Source organism: Limnohabitans sp. Hippo4 (assembly GCF_003063605.1).
GTDB lineage: Bacteria > Pseudomonadota > Gammaproteobacteria > Burkholderiales > Burkholderiaceae_C > Limnohabitans_A.
Genome location: NZ_NESE01000002.1, coordinates 73,227 through 86,386, shown reverse-complemented (window position 1 = coordinate 86,386; position 13,160 = coordinate 73,227). Strand labels below are relative to the sequence as shown.

General features: G+C 55.9%; 15 protein-coding genes and 1 tRNA gene. 4 read left to right on the top strand and 12 right to left on the bottom strand.

Going from position 1 to position 13,160, the window contains the following annotated elements; translation table 11 throughout:
• Positions 1-9 precede the first annotated feature (9 nt).
• Positions 10-84: transfer RNA gene (locus B9Z46_RS05825), tRNA-Arg, on the top strand.
• An 8-nt stretch (positions 85-92) separates the two neighbouring features.
• On the opposite strand, the gene B9Z46_RS05820 is transcribed toward B9Z46_RS05825, so the two are convergent.
• The 8 genes from B9Z46_RS05820 to B9Z46_RS05785 all read right to left on the bottom strand — a co-directional run bounded on the left by B9Z46_RS05820 (position 93) and on the right by B9Z46_RS05785 (position 6,291).
• A complete protein-coding gene (locus tag B9Z46_RS05820) occupies positions 93-581 on the bottom strand; it encodes a carboxymuconolactone decarboxylase family protein (protein ID WP_233245932.1) in 489 nt (162 codons plus the stop codon).
• A 118-nt stretch (positions 582-699) separates the two neighbouring features.
• Entirely contained in the window at positions 700-1,677 is a 978-nt protein-coding gene (locus tag B9Z46_RS05815) for a tripartite tricarboxylate transporter substrate binding protein (RefSeq protein WP_108255731.1), read from the bottom strand.
• Positions 1,678-1,717: 40 nt separating this feature from the next.
• Positions 1,718-2,458, bottom strand: a complete 741-nt coding sequence (locus tag B9Z46_RS05810) for a 1-acyl-sn-glycerol-3-phosphate acyltransferase (RefSeq protein ID WP_108254956.1) — start codon at positions 2,456-2,458, stop codon at positions 1,718-1,720.
• Between the two features lie 2 nt (positions 2,459-2,460).
• Positions 2,461-3,732, bottom strand: coding sequence for a dihydroorotase (locus tag B9Z46_RS05805; RefSeq protein WP_108254955.1), 1,272 nt, complete (start codon positions 3,730-3,732; stop codon positions 2,461-2,463).
• Between the two features lie 33 nt (positions 3,733-3,765).
• Positions 3,766-4,728 carry an aspartate carbamoyltransferase catalytic subunit gene (locus B9Z46_RS05800; RefSeq protein ID WP_108254954.1) on the bottom strand — a complete coding sequence of 321 codons (963 nt, stop codon included), beginning with the start codon at positions 4,726-4,728 and terminating at the stop codon, positions 3,766-3,768.
• 2 nt (positions 4,729-4,730) lie between these two features.
• Positions 4,731-5,249 carry a bifunctional pyr operon transcriptional regulator/uracil phosphoribosyltransferase PyrR gene (gene pyrR, locus B9Z46_RS05795; protein WP_108254953.1) on the bottom strand — a complete coding sequence of 173 codons (519 nt, stop codon included), beginning with the start codon at positions 5,247-5,249 and terminating at the stop codon, positions 4,731-4,733.
• Entirely contained in the window at positions 5,246-5,662 is a 417-nt protein-coding gene (gene ruvX, locus B9Z46_RS05790; RefSeq protein WP_055361410.1) for a Holliday junction resolvase RuvX, read from the bottom strand. The genes pyrR and ruvX overlap by 4 nt, the downstream gene beginning before the upstream one ends.
• Positions 5,659-6,291, bottom strand: coding sequence for a YqgE/AlgH family protein (locus B9Z46_RS05785; protein WP_108254952.1), 633 nt, complete (start codon positions 6,289-6,291; stop codon positions 5,659-5,661). Before B9Z46_RS05785 ends, ruvX begins: the two co-directional genes overlap by 4 nt.
• Before the next feature lie 26 nt (positions 6,292-6,317).
• Between B9Z46_RS05785 and B9Z46_RS05780 the strand changes: the two genes are divergently transcribed.
• Positions 6,318-7,808 carry a deoxyribodipyrimidine photo-lyase gene (locus B9Z46_RS05780; protein ID WP_108254951.1) on the top strand — a complete coding sequence of 497 codons (1,491 nt, stop codon included), beginning with the start codon at positions 6,318-6,320 and terminating at the stop codon, positions 7,806-7,808.
• Between the two features lie 28 nt (positions 7,809-7,836).
• On the opposite strand, the gene B9Z46_RS05775 is transcribed toward B9Z46_RS05780, so the two are convergent.
• Positions 7,837-7,989 (bottom strand): rubredoxin, encoded by a 153-nt coding sequence (locus tag B9Z46_RS05775; RefSeq protein ID WP_055361413.1) that lies wholly within the window; start codon positions 7,987-7,989, stop codon positions 7,837-7,839.
• A 78-nt stretch (positions 7,990-8,067) separates the two neighbouring features.
• On the opposite strand from B9Z46_RS05775, the gene B9Z46_RS05770 reads away from it, so the two are divergent.
• On the top strand, positions 8,068-9,012 hold the full coding sequence (locus B9Z46_RS05770; RefSeq protein ID WP_055361414.1) for a bifunctional hydroxymethylpyrimidine kinase/phosphomethylpyrimidine kinase: 945 nt from the start codon (positions 8,068-8,070) through the stop codon (positions 9,010-9,012).
• Entirely contained in the window at positions 8,996-10,303 is a 1,308-nt protein-coding gene (hemL, locus tag B9Z46_RS05765) for a glutamate-1-semialdehyde 2,1-aminomutase (protein ID WP_108254950.1), read from the top strand. The genes B9Z46_RS05770 and hemL overlap by 17 nt, the downstream gene beginning before the upstream one ends.
• Positions 10,304-10,325: 22 nt before the next feature.
• Here hemL and B9Z46_RS05760 read toward each other — a convergent pair whose 3' ends face one another.
• The 3 genes from B9Z46_RS05760 to B9Z46_RS05750 are packed head-to-tail and all read right to left on the bottom strand — an operon-like array spanning position 10,326 to position 13,143.
• Positions 10,326-11,306, bottom strand: coding sequence for a tripartite tricarboxylate transporter substrate binding protein (locus B9Z46_RS05760; RefSeq protein WP_158268405.1), 981 nt, complete (start codon positions 11,304-11,306; stop codon positions 10,326-10,328).
• On the bottom strand, positions 11,306-12,241 hold the full coding sequence (locus B9Z46_RS05755; protein WP_108254948.1) for a phosphate ABC transporter substrate-binding protein: 936 nt from the start codon (positions 12,239-12,241) through the stop codon (positions 11,306-11,308). The genes B9Z46_RS05760 and B9Z46_RS05755 overlap by 1 nt, the downstream gene beginning before the upstream one ends.
• Before the next feature lie 5 nt (positions 12,242-12,246).
• Positions 12,247-13,143, bottom strand: coding sequence for an amidohydrolase (locus B9Z46_RS05750; RefSeq protein ID WP_108254947.1), 897 nt, complete (start codon positions 13,141-13,143; stop codon positions 12,247-12,249).
• Positions 13,144-13,160: the final 17 nt, after the last annotated feature.

Here is a 13,160-nt window from a genome sequence, read left to right as displayed (position 1 = left end):
TCAGCCTCCGCCGCCGTAGTTCAATGGATAGAACGAGTGCCTCCTAAGCGCTAGATACAGGTTCGATTCCTGTCGGAGGCGCCAAGCATCATTTATCTTAAATGCTTGCCTGCATTCCAAGTTCTTTGCCCCGCAGTTTTGACTGCAATCTCATTGGGCACATCTTCTAAAGGTGTCGCCATGCTGTCATTCCATCTGTTGAGGAATCCAAACATGGCCACCACACCCAAAATCTCAACAATCTGACCATCTGTCCAATGCTGTTTCATGTGCTCAAAAAGTTCATTTGTGACGGCATTGGGCTGCGAAGCAGCAGCCAAAGCAAAATCAAGTGCCAGCTTTTCTTTTTCTGTGAACAGGGGGCTGGTTGAATACTGCCAAACATCTGCCAATTTTTCTTCAGAAACACCAAAGTTGTGAGCACCTAAGAGGGTGTGCGCTTGGCAATATAAACAACCTGAAGCCTTACTTGCAACATGGCCAATGAGGCGTCTAAAACCCAAATCAACTTCGCCTTCAGGGTCCATCACGGCAGCATTTAACTGGGCAAAGGCTTGAACCAGTTTAGGTTTGCGTTGCATGGTCAAAACGCTGTTCGGCGTAAAACCCAAAGTGCCTAGAAAAAAATCAAAGTAATTTTTTAGCGCAGGTGTGGTTTCGGGGGGCAATGGGTCGAGTCTGGACATTTGTCTGCAATTTTCAGCTGTCTAATTCAATTTTTCTGTCGCGTGCAAGCTTGGTCCAACGCTCAATGTCGGCCTTCATGTAAGCAGCAAAAGCATCTGGTGACAAAGGCATCAGTGCAACAGCTTCAGACGACAGTTTGTCCTTGAAGTCTTGCTGCGCCAAGACTTGGGCAAGTGCCTCACTGAGTGTTTTGACAATGCTTTGTGGCATGCCGGCAGGGCCGACAATGCCATACCACTGTTGCCCATCAAAGCCCTTGTAACCCAGCTCCTCAAAGGTTGGCACATCTTTGAGCAGTTCATGGCGCTTGGGCCCCGTCACAGCCAAGGGACGCATCCTGCCACTTCGAATGTGTGGCAACGCACCTGCCAAGCTAGGAAATAAAGCTTGCGTCTGTCCAGAAATTAAATCGACGTTGGCAGGCGCAACACCTCTGTAGGGAATGTGGATCATGAACAAGCCGGTCTGCTGCTTGAACAACTCTCCCACCAAGTGCGTTAGAGAACCAGCGCCAGCAGAGCCATAGGCAATTTTGCCAGGCTGTTTGCGGACGTATTCCACAAATGTTTTGACATCGTTGGCAGGCACGCCCGGATTGACGCACAACACATTGGGTGCAGTTCCAATCATGCCTACGGGCGTGAAGTCTTTAAGGGCATCGTAATTTAATTTACGCGTTGCGGGCGATGTGCCGTGTGTGGCCACATAGGCCTGTAACAAGGTGTAGCCATCAGGGTTGCTCTTGGCCACGTTTTGACACGCGATGGCACCACCGCCGCCAGAGACGTTTTCAATGATGATGCTTTGCCCCAAAACTTTGGTCAAACGCTCACAAGTGGCGCGGCCAATCATGTCGGCGCCGCCACCTGCAGCCACTGGCACCACATAGCGAATGGTCTTGTTGGGATAAATGCTTTGCGCATTGGACCATGGTGCCAAAGTTGATGCTGCCGTGGCCAAAAGCAATTGCCGTCTATTTTTTGAAATCATGTTTTTTGTCTCCGTCAACATCTTAGTCGGAACTCAAAAATCATGCCGCAAAACACTTATTTTTAAGTGACAAAACCTCTTGGTGCAGGTCTTGCGCCCAAGCCCTGCGATCGCGATCTTGAGCTGTCTGCATCTGGCCAAAATTGACAATGGCCTTTAAGCCTTGCGCATTCAAGGTTGACCACACAGACGCCAACAAGGTGTCATCGTCAATGTAGCGCGCAGCCATGCTGATCTGACCCGAAGCAGAATCTACAAACTGCAAAGCCATGGGTTGAATGGGGGCATCCGCTTCAATGGCCGACTGAATGAGGTTGGCATGGAAAGGCAGCATGCCAATGCCGTCGCCCGTGGTGCCTTCTGGAAACACGCCCAACACATCGCCATTGCGCAAAGCTTGCGCCATGTCTTTGACCATGCGCATGGCATCTTTGCGCTGCGCGCGTTGAATGTACAAGGTGCCACCGCCAGTGGCCAAGGTGCCCAACACGGGCCAATCTCGCAACTCCGATTTCGACACAAAACGGCAGTGCCGGGTGGCATGGATCACCAAGATATCGAGCCAAGAGATGTGATTGCAAACCAAGAGCGCAGGACCCGACACAACAGGCTGCCCACGCACTTCCAGATCAATGCCCCAAATGCGCAACAGCTGCATGGCCCACACTTGCACGCGCGCATCACGTTGCTGCTGGCTCAGTTGTGGAAACCGAAAATAAATGGTCACCCACCCTACCAACACGTGCCAAATGCCACGCAGCAATTTGAGGGCTGCGCGCATGCTTAGGCTTGATAGGCCACTTGTCCGCTGACCAAGGTGTATTGCACCCGCCCTGGCAAGTCATAACCCGCAAAAGGCGTGAACTTGCCTTGGCTGCGCAAATTGCCAGCGGTCACTTGCCAATTGGCTTCGGGATCCAAAATGCAAACGTCGGCTTGTGCGCCCACTTTCAATTGCCCAATGTCTTTGCCCAGCACACGTGCGGCTTCGCTGGTGACGGTGGCAATGGCGCGGGTCAGAGGTACTTTGCTGTCTTGTGACCATTTCAAAGCCAGGCTGAGCAACAACTCGAGGCCGGTGGCACCAGGTTCTGCTTCGGCAAAAGGCAGGGCTTTTTCATCTTCACTGACGGGGCTGTGATCGGACACCAAGGCGTCAATGGTGCCGTCGGCCAAGGCTTCGCGCAGCGCATCGCGATCGCGCTGTTGACGCAGCGGTGGCGACACGCGCGCACGGCTGTCGAAGTAGCCCACATCGGCGTCGGTGAGGTGCAAGGAGTTGATGCTGACATCACACGTGATGGGCAATCCTTCGGCTTTGGCCTGACGCACCAAGGCCACGCCAGCAGCGCTGCTGATGCGGCACAAGTGCACATGGGCTTTGATGCTTTTGAGCAATTCAAAAATGGTGTGCAAGGCAATGGTCTCCGCGGCCACAGGCACGCCGGACAAACCCATGCGCGTAGCCAATGGGCCGCTTGCAGCCACGCCTTTGCCCAAATGCAATTCTTGGGGACGCAGCCACACGGTGTAACCAAAGGAGTTGGCGTATTGCAGCGCGCGCTGAAGAACTTGAGTGTTCTCCAACGCCACTTCGGCTTGGCTGAAACCCACGCAACCCGCTTCTGTCAGTTGAACCATTTCAGTCAGCACTTCGCCTTTTAAGCCGCGTGTGAGTGCACCCAAAGGCATCACATGTGCACGGTGGTGTTTCTCTGCTTTGAAGCGAAGCATTTCAACCAGGCCTGGCTCGTCGAGCACTGGATCGGTATCGGGTGGGCACACCAAGCTGGTCACACCCCCCGCAACAGCAGCGGCCAATTCGGAGTCGAGCATACCTTCGTGTTCATGGCCAGGCTCTTTGAGTCGCACCGACAGATCCACCAAGCCTGGCATCACGATGAGGCCTTTGGCATCGATGGTTTTTTGCGCTTGAAAATCTGCGGGCACTTTGCCAATCGCCACAATTTTGCCGGCCGAGATGGCGACATCGGCCACTGTGTCGGTTTTGCTGGTGGGGTCGATGACGCGGCCGCCTTGGATCAAAATTTTCATGGTCTGTTGTCTTTCTTCTTCGACTTCTGCGGATTAGGCTTCGTTGCCCGCCACGATGCTCATCACCGCCATGCGCACCGCGATGCCAAATGTCACTTGCGGCAAGATCACGCTTTGCGGACCGTCCACCACCGCAGAGTCAATTTCCACACCGCGGTTGATCGGGCCAGGGTGCATCACGATGGCGTCAGGTTTGGCCAGTTGCAACTTTTCAGGCGTGAGGCCAAAGCGTTTGAAATACTCTTGGCTGGAGGGGAGCAAGGCACCGCTCATGCGTTCGTTTTGCAAGCGCAAGGTGATCACCACATCGCAGTCTTTGATGCCTTCTTCCAAGTTATGGAACACCTTCACGCCCATTTGCGCCATGTCAGACGGCACCAGCGTTTGCGGACCCACCACACGCACTTCGGCGCAGCCCAAGGTGGTGAGTGCATGAATGTCGGAGCGCGCCACGCGCGAATGCAACACGTCGCCCACAATGGCCACGGTGAGGTTGGCGAAATCTTTTTTGTAGTGGCGAATGGTGTACATGTCGAGCAAACCCTGTGTGGGGTGTGCGTGTCGGCCGTCACCGGCATTGACCACGTGCACATGGGGTGCCACGTGCTGTGCAATGAGGTAAGGCGCGCCCGACTCGGAGTGGCGCACCACAAAAATATCGGCCGCCATGGCCGACAAGTTGGCGATGGTGTCGAGCAGCGATTCGCCTTTGGATGCCGATGAGCGTGCAATGTCGAGGTTGATCACATCGGCCGACAAACGCGTGGCCGCAATTTCAAAGGTGGTGCGGGTGCGCGTGCTGTTTTCGAAGAACAAATTGAAGACGCTCTTTCCGCGCAGCAAAGGCACTTTCTTCACTTCGCGGTCGCTGACGCTGACGAAGTTAGCGGCTGTGTCGAGGATGTGCGTGAGGATGTCGCGTGACAAACCCTCGGTGGACAGCAAGTGAATCAGTTCACCGTTTTTGTTGAGTTGGGGATTTCGTTTGTAGAGCATTCTTATTTTTTCCCTGCTGTGCTGTTGTCTTCTTGTACTTCAAAGCTGAACTCGCCATTGGCCAAGCGGGCCAGCGCCAAGGATTGGGTGTCGGGCAAAGCCACGCGCGCGGCTGCGTAATCGGCTTGAATGGGCAACTGCCGACCCCCGCGGTCGACCAGAACAGCCAATCGCACACTGGCCGGACGGCCGTAGTCAAACAACTCGTTGATGACGGCGCGAATGGTGCGGCCGGTGTAGAGCACATCGTCCAAGATCAGCACATCGGCGCCTTGAATCTCAAACGGCAGTTGCGTTTGGCCGCCGGAGGACAAGCCGCGTTGCGCAAAATCATCGCGGTGCATGGCCGATGAAATGCTGCCGTGCTTGCCGCTCAAGCCCAAATCTTTTTGCAGACGCTCGGCCAACCAAGCGCCGCCCGACGTGATGCCCACCAAGCGGGTTTCAGAGGTGCACATGGTTCGCACACCGCACAAGAGTTCGCTGTACAGCGCCTCTGCATTCAAAGCCAATGCACTCAAGGCAGACTCCTTAAAAATTGTTCCAAAATGATGCAAGCCGACGCAGCATCGGCATCTTTGGCACCGGCCGAAATGGCTTCGGTGGTGCTGTAACGTTCGTCCACTTCGTAGACGTTCAAACCAAAACGTCCCCGAAGTTGTCTCGCAAATTTTTGTGCGCGAAGGGTGTTCTCGTGGGAGGCCCCATCGGGATGAAAAGGCACCCCGACGACCAAAGCATCGGGCGCCCATTCTTTGATGCGTTTCTCGATGTGCGCAAATCGTGCATCACCTTCCGCCACCACGGTGGCTTGGGGTGTGGCTTGGCGCAGCATGCGATTGCCCACGGCCACGCCGGTGCGCTTGAGACCAAAATCGAAAGCTAAAAAACTCTGCTGCGACGCAGGCACAGAGAGCGCCTGGTCCAGGCTCATGCGTGACCCGCCTCTGACGACAACATCCACGCTTGCAAGCCCAAGAGGCTGAGGGCTTTGTCGTAGCGCTGCTCAATGGGTGTGTCAAAAATCACCGCAGGATCGGCAGGCACTGTGAGCCAGCTGTTTTCACCAATTTCAGATTCCAATTGGCCTTCGCCCCACGAGGCATAACCCAATGTGACCACCACGCGCTGGGGACCTGAACCATTTGCCAGGGCTTCAAGCACATCCTTGGAAGTGGTCATGGCCAACCCGCCAGGCACACTGAGGGTGGAGGCGTAGATGGAATTGGGTGTGGCGACTGCTTCTGTGTTTGAATTTTCTGAATCCACCGAATCTTTTTCCAACACGGGATCGTGCAACACAAAGCCACGTTCTGTTTGGACCGGGCCACCATGCAATACATTGCATTGCAAAAGGTCTTGTCGCTGCAGGGGTAACTCGACTTTCTCGAACAAATGCTTCAGACTGAGATCGCCGGGCTTGTTGATGATCAAGCCCATGGCACCCCGCTCAGAGTGCTCGCACACGTACACCACACTCTTGGCAAATGTAGGGTCCTCCAGTCCGGGCATGGCAATCAAAAAATGATGCGAAAGCTGAGTGGAGGCAAAATCGGCAGACATGCCCCAATTTTAACGGCCTCAAACCCATGCACAAACCCTTTTCTACCGGCTTGGTCTGGTTTCGGCGAGATTTACGCGTTGCCGACAACACAGCCCTGTTTCATGCCCTCAAAAACTGCACCAAAGTGCAATGCGTGTTTGTCTTTGACACCGGCATCCTGAACGAGTTGCCCCGAAAAGATCGCCGGGTCGCCTTCATTCAAGCTTCTTTGGTCGAATTGGACCAATTGCTGCGCCAAGCCGCCCAAGAGGCAGGGCTCGACGCCAGAGCAGCCGCCCAAGTGGGTCTCATGGTGCTGCACGGCAACCCCATCCAAGAAATTGCGCATCTGGCCAAGCAAATTGAGGCACAGGCCGTCTTTGCCAATCACGACGACGAGCCGGCCGCCTTGGCCCGCGATGCCCAAGTGCGCGGCGCCTTGGCCAACGCTGGCATTGCCCTGCACACCTACAAAGACCATGTGGTTTTCGAGCGACAAGAAGTGCTCACCTTGGCCGGCAACCCTTACACCGTTTTCACACCCTACAAAAACGCTTGGCTCAAGAAGTTGCAGCCCCAAGATTTGGCGCCTCACCCCATTGCCGAGCACGCAGCGGCATTGGCGCCCCGCCCCAAAGCGCTCCAATTGCCAGTGCCTACCCTGTCCGACATCGACTTCGAAGAAGTCGACCTCACGGCCTTGCACTACAAAACGGGCTTTTCTGGCGGCCAGGCTTTGCTAGAAGACTTTCTGCACCGCATCGACCGGTACGAAGAAACCCGCAATTTCCCTGCCGTCAAAGGACCCAGTTATCTCAGTGTGCATTTGCGTTTTGGCACCGTTTCTGTCCGGCAATTGGCCCTCGAAGCATGGCGTCGCTACAAAACCAGCGAAGGCGCCAGCGTCTGGTTGTCCGAACTCATTTGGCGGGATTTTTACGCCCAAATCTTGGCCAACTTCCCCCACGTGGCCGAGCGAAGTTTCAAAGCCGAATACGACGCCATCCAATGGGACCACGGCCCCCACGGCAAAGCCCTGTTTGCCGCATGGTGCGAAGGCCGCACGGGCTACCCGCTGGTTGATGCGGCCATGGCCCAAATTAACCAAACGGGATATATGCACAACCGCCTGCGCATGGTGGTGGCCTCTTTCCTCACCAAAGACCTGGGGGTGGACTGGCGTTGGGGCGAAAAATACTTTGCCCAGCACCTCATCGACTTTGACCTCTCGGCCAACAATGGGGGCTGGCAATGGGCCAGCTCTAGCGGATGCGATGCCCAGCCCTACTTTCGCATTTTCAACCCCGTCACGCAAAGCGAAAAGTTTGACCCGCAGGGCAAATTCATCAAACGGTATTTGCCGCAACTTGCGGGCTTACAAGGCGCAGACATCCATGCGCCATGGGATGCCAAACCACTGGCTTTGCAAGCGGCTGGGGTGACATTGGGAAAAGACTATCCCCTGCCCGTGGTGAACCACGCAGAGGCCCGAGAGAAAACGCTGGCGCGCTACGCCGTCGTCAAAAAAACGGTCTAAGCTCAGCCAGGCAACTGGGGGGGCCGTTTTAGATGGCCACCATCTCAAAGTCTTCTTTGCGGGCGCCGCACTCTGGACAAGTCCAGTTCATGGGCACATCGGCCCAGGCGGTGCCGGGCGCAATGCCGTCCTCTGGGCAACCAGCGGCCTCGTCGTAAATCCAGCCGCAAATTAAGCACATCCAAGTTTTAGTATCTGTCACAGTGTGGCACCGGTGTCGAATAGAATGAAACGATTGTATCGGGCTTCACTGTAACCCATGACCACTTCTTTACCTCCGTCAGATGCCCCCGATCTGGCCAACGACAGCGAAGACGACGCGTCAATTGCCTGTGTCTTGGTGTTCAATGCCAGCGACCCCAGCGGCGCCAGCGGCATCAGTGCCGACGTTCTGGCCATCGCTTCGGTGGGTGCGCACGCCCTGCCCGTCCTCACTGGCGCCTACGCCAAAGACACCGCACAAACATTCGACTTTTTCCCTTTGCCCGAAGAGGCTGTCGGCGACCAAGCCCGCGCCATCTTGGAAGATGTACCCCCTCAGGTCATCAAAGTTGGCTTTGCCGGCAGCGCCGAAAACATCAGCATCATTGCCGAACTCACGGCCGACTACGACGGCGTGCCGGTGGTGGCCTATATGCCCAACCTGTCTTGGTGGGAAGACGACCAAATCGACCAGTACCTCGATGCCTTTCGCGAACTGTTGTTGCCGCAAACCAGCGTGTTGGTCGGCCATCACAGCACTTTGCGCCGCTGGCTCTTACCCGACTGGTCGAGCGAAAAAAATCCAGGCCCCCGCGACATTGCCAAAGCGGCATCTGAGTTGGGCGTACCCTACACCTTGGTCACGGGCCTTACAGCCTCTGACCAGCACATCGACAACGTCTTGGCCACACCCGAAACCGTGGTGGGTCATGAAAAATTTGAACGCATCGAAGCTGTGTTCAGCGGCGCAGGCGAAACCCTGTCCGCCGCACTGGCGGCCTTGATTGCCACTGGCCTCGATTTATCCGTGGCGGCCAGCGAAGCTTTGCACTACCTCGACCGTTGCCTGGACGAGGGTTTTCGCCCGGGCATGGGTCACGTCATTCCCGATAGACTCTTCTGGGCTTTACCCGAGTCCGAAGAGGGCGAAGAAGGCGATGAAGGCGGCCCCGACATGAACGCCGATTTTTTTGAAATGCCGATCAATGAAACCAAACACTGACCTCAACGACACCCTGTTCGAACGCGCACGCCAAGTTATTCCTGGCGGTGTGAACTCACCTGTTCGCGCCTTCCGCGCAGTGGGCGGCACACCCCGTTTTGTGAAGCGCGCTGAGGGCGCTTACTTCTGGGATGCCAACGGCAAAAAATACATCGACTACATCGGCTCTTGGGGCCCGATGATCTTGGGTCATGGCCACCCCGCCGTTTTAGAAGCCGTGCAAAAAGCTGCGCTCGATGGCTTCTCGTTTGGCGCCCCCACCGAGCGCGAAGTCGAGTTGGTGGAAGCCTTGCTCAAGCTGGTCCCGTCCATGGACATGGTGCGCTTGGTCAGCTCGGGCACCGAAGCCGGCATGAGCGCATTGCGCTTGGCCCGCGGCGCCACAGGTCGCAGCAAAATCATCAAGTTTGAAGGCTGCTACCACGGCCACGCCGATGCCCTCTTGGTCAAAGCCGGTTCGGGCTTGGCTACGTTTGGCAACCCCACCAGTGCAGGCGTCCCCCCTGAAGTGGTGCAACACACCTTGGTGCTCGAGTACAACAACATCGAGCAATTGGAAGAAGCCTTCAAAATTCACGGCAACGAGTTGGCGTGTCTGATGATCGAGCCCATCGCTGGCAACATGAACTTTGTGCGCGCCAGCGTGCCTTTCATGAAACGTTGCCGCGAACTGTGCAGCCAGTACGGCGCTTTGTTGGTGTTTGACGAAGTGATGACCGGTTGCCGCGTCGCCTTGGGCAGCGCGCAAAGTGTTTATGCCAAAAGCATTCCTGGCTTCGAGCCCGACATGACCGTCATGGGCAAAGTGATTGGCGGCGGCATGCCTTTGGCTGCCTTCGGTGGCAAGCGCGCCGTCATGGAGCAACTGGCACCTTTGGGCCCTGTGTACCAAGCGGGTACTTTGAGCGGCAATCCTGTGGCCACCGCGTGCGGCTTGGCCACCTTGGCCGAAATCAGCAAGCCTGGTTTCTTTGATGCGCTGAGTGCGCGCACACGTTTATTGGTGGATGGCCTGTCGGCTGCAGCAGCGGCAGAAGGTGTTCCCTTTGCAGGCGACTGCGAAGGCGGCATGTTTGGTTTCTTCTTGCTGCCCACCTTGCCCAGCAACTACCCCCAAGTGATGAAGACCGATGGCAGCAAGTTCAACACCTTGTTCCACGGCTTGCTAGACCGCGGCGTGTACATTGCGCCAGCACTTTACGAAGCTGGCTTTGTGAGCGGTGCACACACTGCGCAGGACATTGCCGACACAGTGAGCGCAGCGCGCGAGATCTTCAAGACGCTCGCCTAAGTTTCGAGCTTAGGCGTCGGTTTTATGACTCGCGGGTAATGCCCGTTTCCTTGACGATCCTAGTCATCAGCTCACGGTCGGCAAGGAACACTTTGTTGAAGGCGTCTAGGTTCCACTGAGGCGAATCCATGCCCAATGCCAGCAAACGCTCTTTGACATCTTTGTTGCCAATGATTTTGTTGACAGCAGCATTGATCTTTTCTTGAATGGCTACGGGCGTGGCTGCAGGCGCCAGCAAACCAAACCACGATTCAAAGTGGAAACCAGCCAAACCCGATTCCGCCAGGGTGGGAATGTTGGGCAACAAAGCTGAGCGTTTTTTGGACGTGATGCCAATCACGCGAAGGCGCGTGTCTTGCAAATAAACACCCACACCTGCCGTAGGCACAATGACTGCGTTGCCGCGCCCACCTGACACATCCGTCACGGCCTCAGCGGTTCCTTTGTAAGGCACGTGCACCATGTCGATGTCGGCCGTCTTGGCAAAATAGGCCATGGCCAAGTGCGTAGAGCTGCCCACACCTGCAGAGTTGTAATTGAGCACACCTGGTTTGCTCTTGGCATATTGAATGAACTCACCCGCAGTTTTCACAGGCACGCTGGCGTTGACCATCAGGATGTAGCTCTGATTGCCAATGTTGGCCACCGGAGCAAATTCTTTGACTGGATCGTAAAACGGACGTGCGCCCATGGCCGATGTCACAAAGTGGCTGGAGGCTGCCATGAGCAAAGTTTTGCCATCGGGTGCCGCTTTAGAAACAAAGGCGGTGCCAATGGCGCCGCCTGCACCGGGCTTGCTTTCGATGATCCAATTTTGGCCGGTCTCTTGTGACAACTCTTGCTGAATGGCACGGGCTGGCATTTCACGTGCACCGCCGGGTGCAAACGGCACGATGATGCGCGACACACCACCCGATTGCGCAAAGGCTTTGCCCAAACCAGCTGACAACAAGGCTGCCAACATGAGTTGGCGACGACCTAAAAAGTTTTCTTTGAATTGCATCATTTTCCTAACAGGTCACGGGTTTCATCAAACAATTCGTCCACCGAATAAGGTCTGGGAATCAAACCTTGTTGGTAGGTGTAGCGAATCAAGACCTCAAGGGCTTTGCGGTTGGGCTCGATGCCAAACGGGGTAAGGTCCATCTCGCCTTTGACGGCGTGCACGCTGCGGCGAGGGTTTTCGTCTTTGGCCATGGCTTTGCTTTGAGCCAGAACTTGGTACACCTCTTGAATGACATCGGGGCGGTCTTTGCACAGGTCCATGTCGATGGCCATCATGTGATTGATGGGCAACATTTGCAAACGACGACTCCAAGCTTGCGCGGCATCGTGCGGATCAGGGAGCACCGGCTGCAAACGTGGATCGTCTGGCAAGTCGCTGCCGATGATGGCCGCATCGAGTTCGCCCGACAACAGCATGTCGACCATCTTGCTGCCTTCTGGCGCACGCTCAAAACCCTTGGGATCAGGAAACTCAGCCAAGTGACCATGCTCAAACGTCACCCATTGCACTTTGGGTAAGTCGACCCCATAGTCGTTGGCCAACACACCGCGCACCCACGTGACAGTGGTTTGCGCATGCGCACGAATGCCCACGCGTTTGCCATTGAGTTGGGCCACCGTTACTTTACCGCGCTCAGCGTTGTACACCAAGCAGTGGTGTTGGAAGCGGCCTTCGCCCACCACCGCAGGCAACAGTGCCAAGGGTTTGCCGTAGGCTTTGGCTTGCAAGTACGTGACCAAGGCCAACTCGGCCACATCAAATTCCAATTCACGCACCACGCGCTTGAACGCACGGTTGGGCGTTTTGACGGGGTCAAATTCAAAATCAAACAGCTTGGGCCGCAACACGCCGTTTTTCAAAGCCATGGTGTTGGGGTAATCGCCCAACAGGGTTTTGAGTTTGAGTTTTTCGGGTTTCAAATGAGAAGACATGCTGCTTAGCCCTTGTTCAGATCTGGGTACAAGGTATGCGCCGTTCCGGAGTAAATCCAGCGTTGGTCTTCCAAGGTCAATGACGCTGTGGCCTCGAGGGCTTCTTGCAAATGCTTGGTCAAACCACCGGCAGACGCTGGGAAGTTAGAGCCCCATGCGATGCGCTTAGCACCAAAGGCGCTGACCACCGCTTTGCAGAAGGAGGCCTGTGTGGCTTTGCCTTCTTTGGATTCACGCACATTGTGGGTGGTGAATTTGAAATTCAAATTCTCGTACTTGGCCAGTGCAAACAAACTCGCGGCTTGCGCGTATGGCGCCCCCTCTTCCAACACAGGGCGGGCGAAGTGGTCCAGCAAGACGATGGCTTTGGGGAACTGCTTCAGGAGCGTTTCGAGTTGGGGCAAACCGTCGGCGCGCAGTTGCACGCACATGGGAATCTTGTGCTGGGAGATGTACTCCCAAACGGGAAAGCTGCGGGGGTCGTCCAAACGCACACTGTGGTCCGCGGCGGTATGACCGGCAATGAAAACGCGGGTGCCGCTGAGGCCAGCGTCTTTCCAACGCTTCACTTGCGCCACAGCATCGGGCAGCAAGGTGTCCACGGAATACACACCCACAAATTGCGAAGGGTTGGCTTTGACACAGTCCAGCGTGTAGCTGTTGTCGTGGCCATAGCAGGTTGAGGCTTGCACCAAAATGGACTTGGCCACGCCGGCCTCTTTCATGGCCTGGGCCATGCCTACGCCATTGACTGGACGCTCTTTGGACCAATCCGATTGTTTGCCGCCCATAGGCGCCAGCGGATAGCGAACAGGATCGTCCGCAATCACGTGGCTGTGAGAGTCCACCACGGGCACGCCCAGCGAAATGGACGTCAAAGGGGAATTTGTAGATGCAGTCATGAGGCCTTGGATGCGAG

What these genes read in the sequence shown, in the direction of transcription:
- B9Z46_RS05760 (WP_158268405.1), bottom strand. Translation starts at nt 11,306, where the DNA reads ATGCAATTCAAAGAAAACTTTTTAGGTCGTCGCCAACTCATGTTGGCA.
- B9Z46_RS05750 (WP_108254947.1), bottom strand. Translation starts at nt 13,143, where the DNA reads ATGACTGCATCTACAAATTCCCCTTTGACGTCCATTTCGCTGGGCGTG.
- B9Z46_RS05785 (WP_108254952.1), bottom strand. Translation starts at nt 6,291, where the DNA reads ATGTCTGCCGATTTTGCCTCCACTCAGCTTTCGCATCATTTTTTGATT.
- B9Z46_RS05755 (WP_108254948.1), bottom strand. Translation starts at nt 12,241, where the DNA reads ATGTCTTCTCATTTGAAACCCGAAAAACTCAAACTCAAAACCCTGTTG.
- B9Z46_RS05805 (WP_108254955.1), bottom strand. Translation starts at nt 3,732, where the DNA reads ATGAAAATTTTGATCCAAGGCGGCCGCGTCATCGACCCCACCAGCAAA.
- B9Z46_RS05770 (WP_055361414.1), top strand. Translation starts at nt 8,068, where the DNA reads ATGACCACTTCTTTACCTCCGTCAGATGCCCCCGATCTGGCCAACGAC.
- B9Z46_RS05815 (WP_108255731.1), bottom strand. Translation starts at nt 1,677, where the DNA reads ATGATTTCAAAAAATAGACGGCAATTGCTTTTGGCCACGGCAGCATCA.
- hemL (WP_108254950.1), top strand. Translation starts at nt 8,996, where the DNA reads ATGAAACCAAACACTGACCTCAACGACACCCTGTTCGAACGCGCACGC.
- B9Z46_RS05810 (WP_108254956.1), bottom strand. Translation starts at nt 2,458, where the DNA reads ATGCGCGCAGCCCTCAAATTGCTGCGTGGCATTTGGCACGTGTTGGTA.
- B9Z46_RS05775 (WP_055361413.1), bottom strand. Translation starts at nt 7,989, where the DNA reads ATGTGCTTAATTTGCGGCTGGATTTACGACGAGGCCGCTGGTTGCCCA.
- B9Z46_RS05800 (WP_108254954.1), bottom strand. Translation starts at nt 4,728, where the DNA reads ATGCTCTACAAACGAAATCCCCAACTCAACAAAAACGGTGAACTGATT.
- ruvX (WP_055361410.1), bottom strand. Translation starts at nt 5,662, where the DNA reads ATGAGCCTGGACCAGGCGCTCTCTGTGCCTGCGTCGCAGCAGAGTTTT.
- B9Z46_RS05780 (WP_108254951.1), top strand. Translation starts at nt 6,318, where the DNA reads ATGCACAAACCCTTTTCTACCGGCTTGGTCTGGTTTCGGCGAGATTTA.
- B9Z46_RS05820 (WP_233245932.1), bottom strand. Translation starts at nt 581, where the DNA reads ATGCAACGCAAACCTAAACTGGTTCAAGCCTTTGCCCAGTTAAATGCT.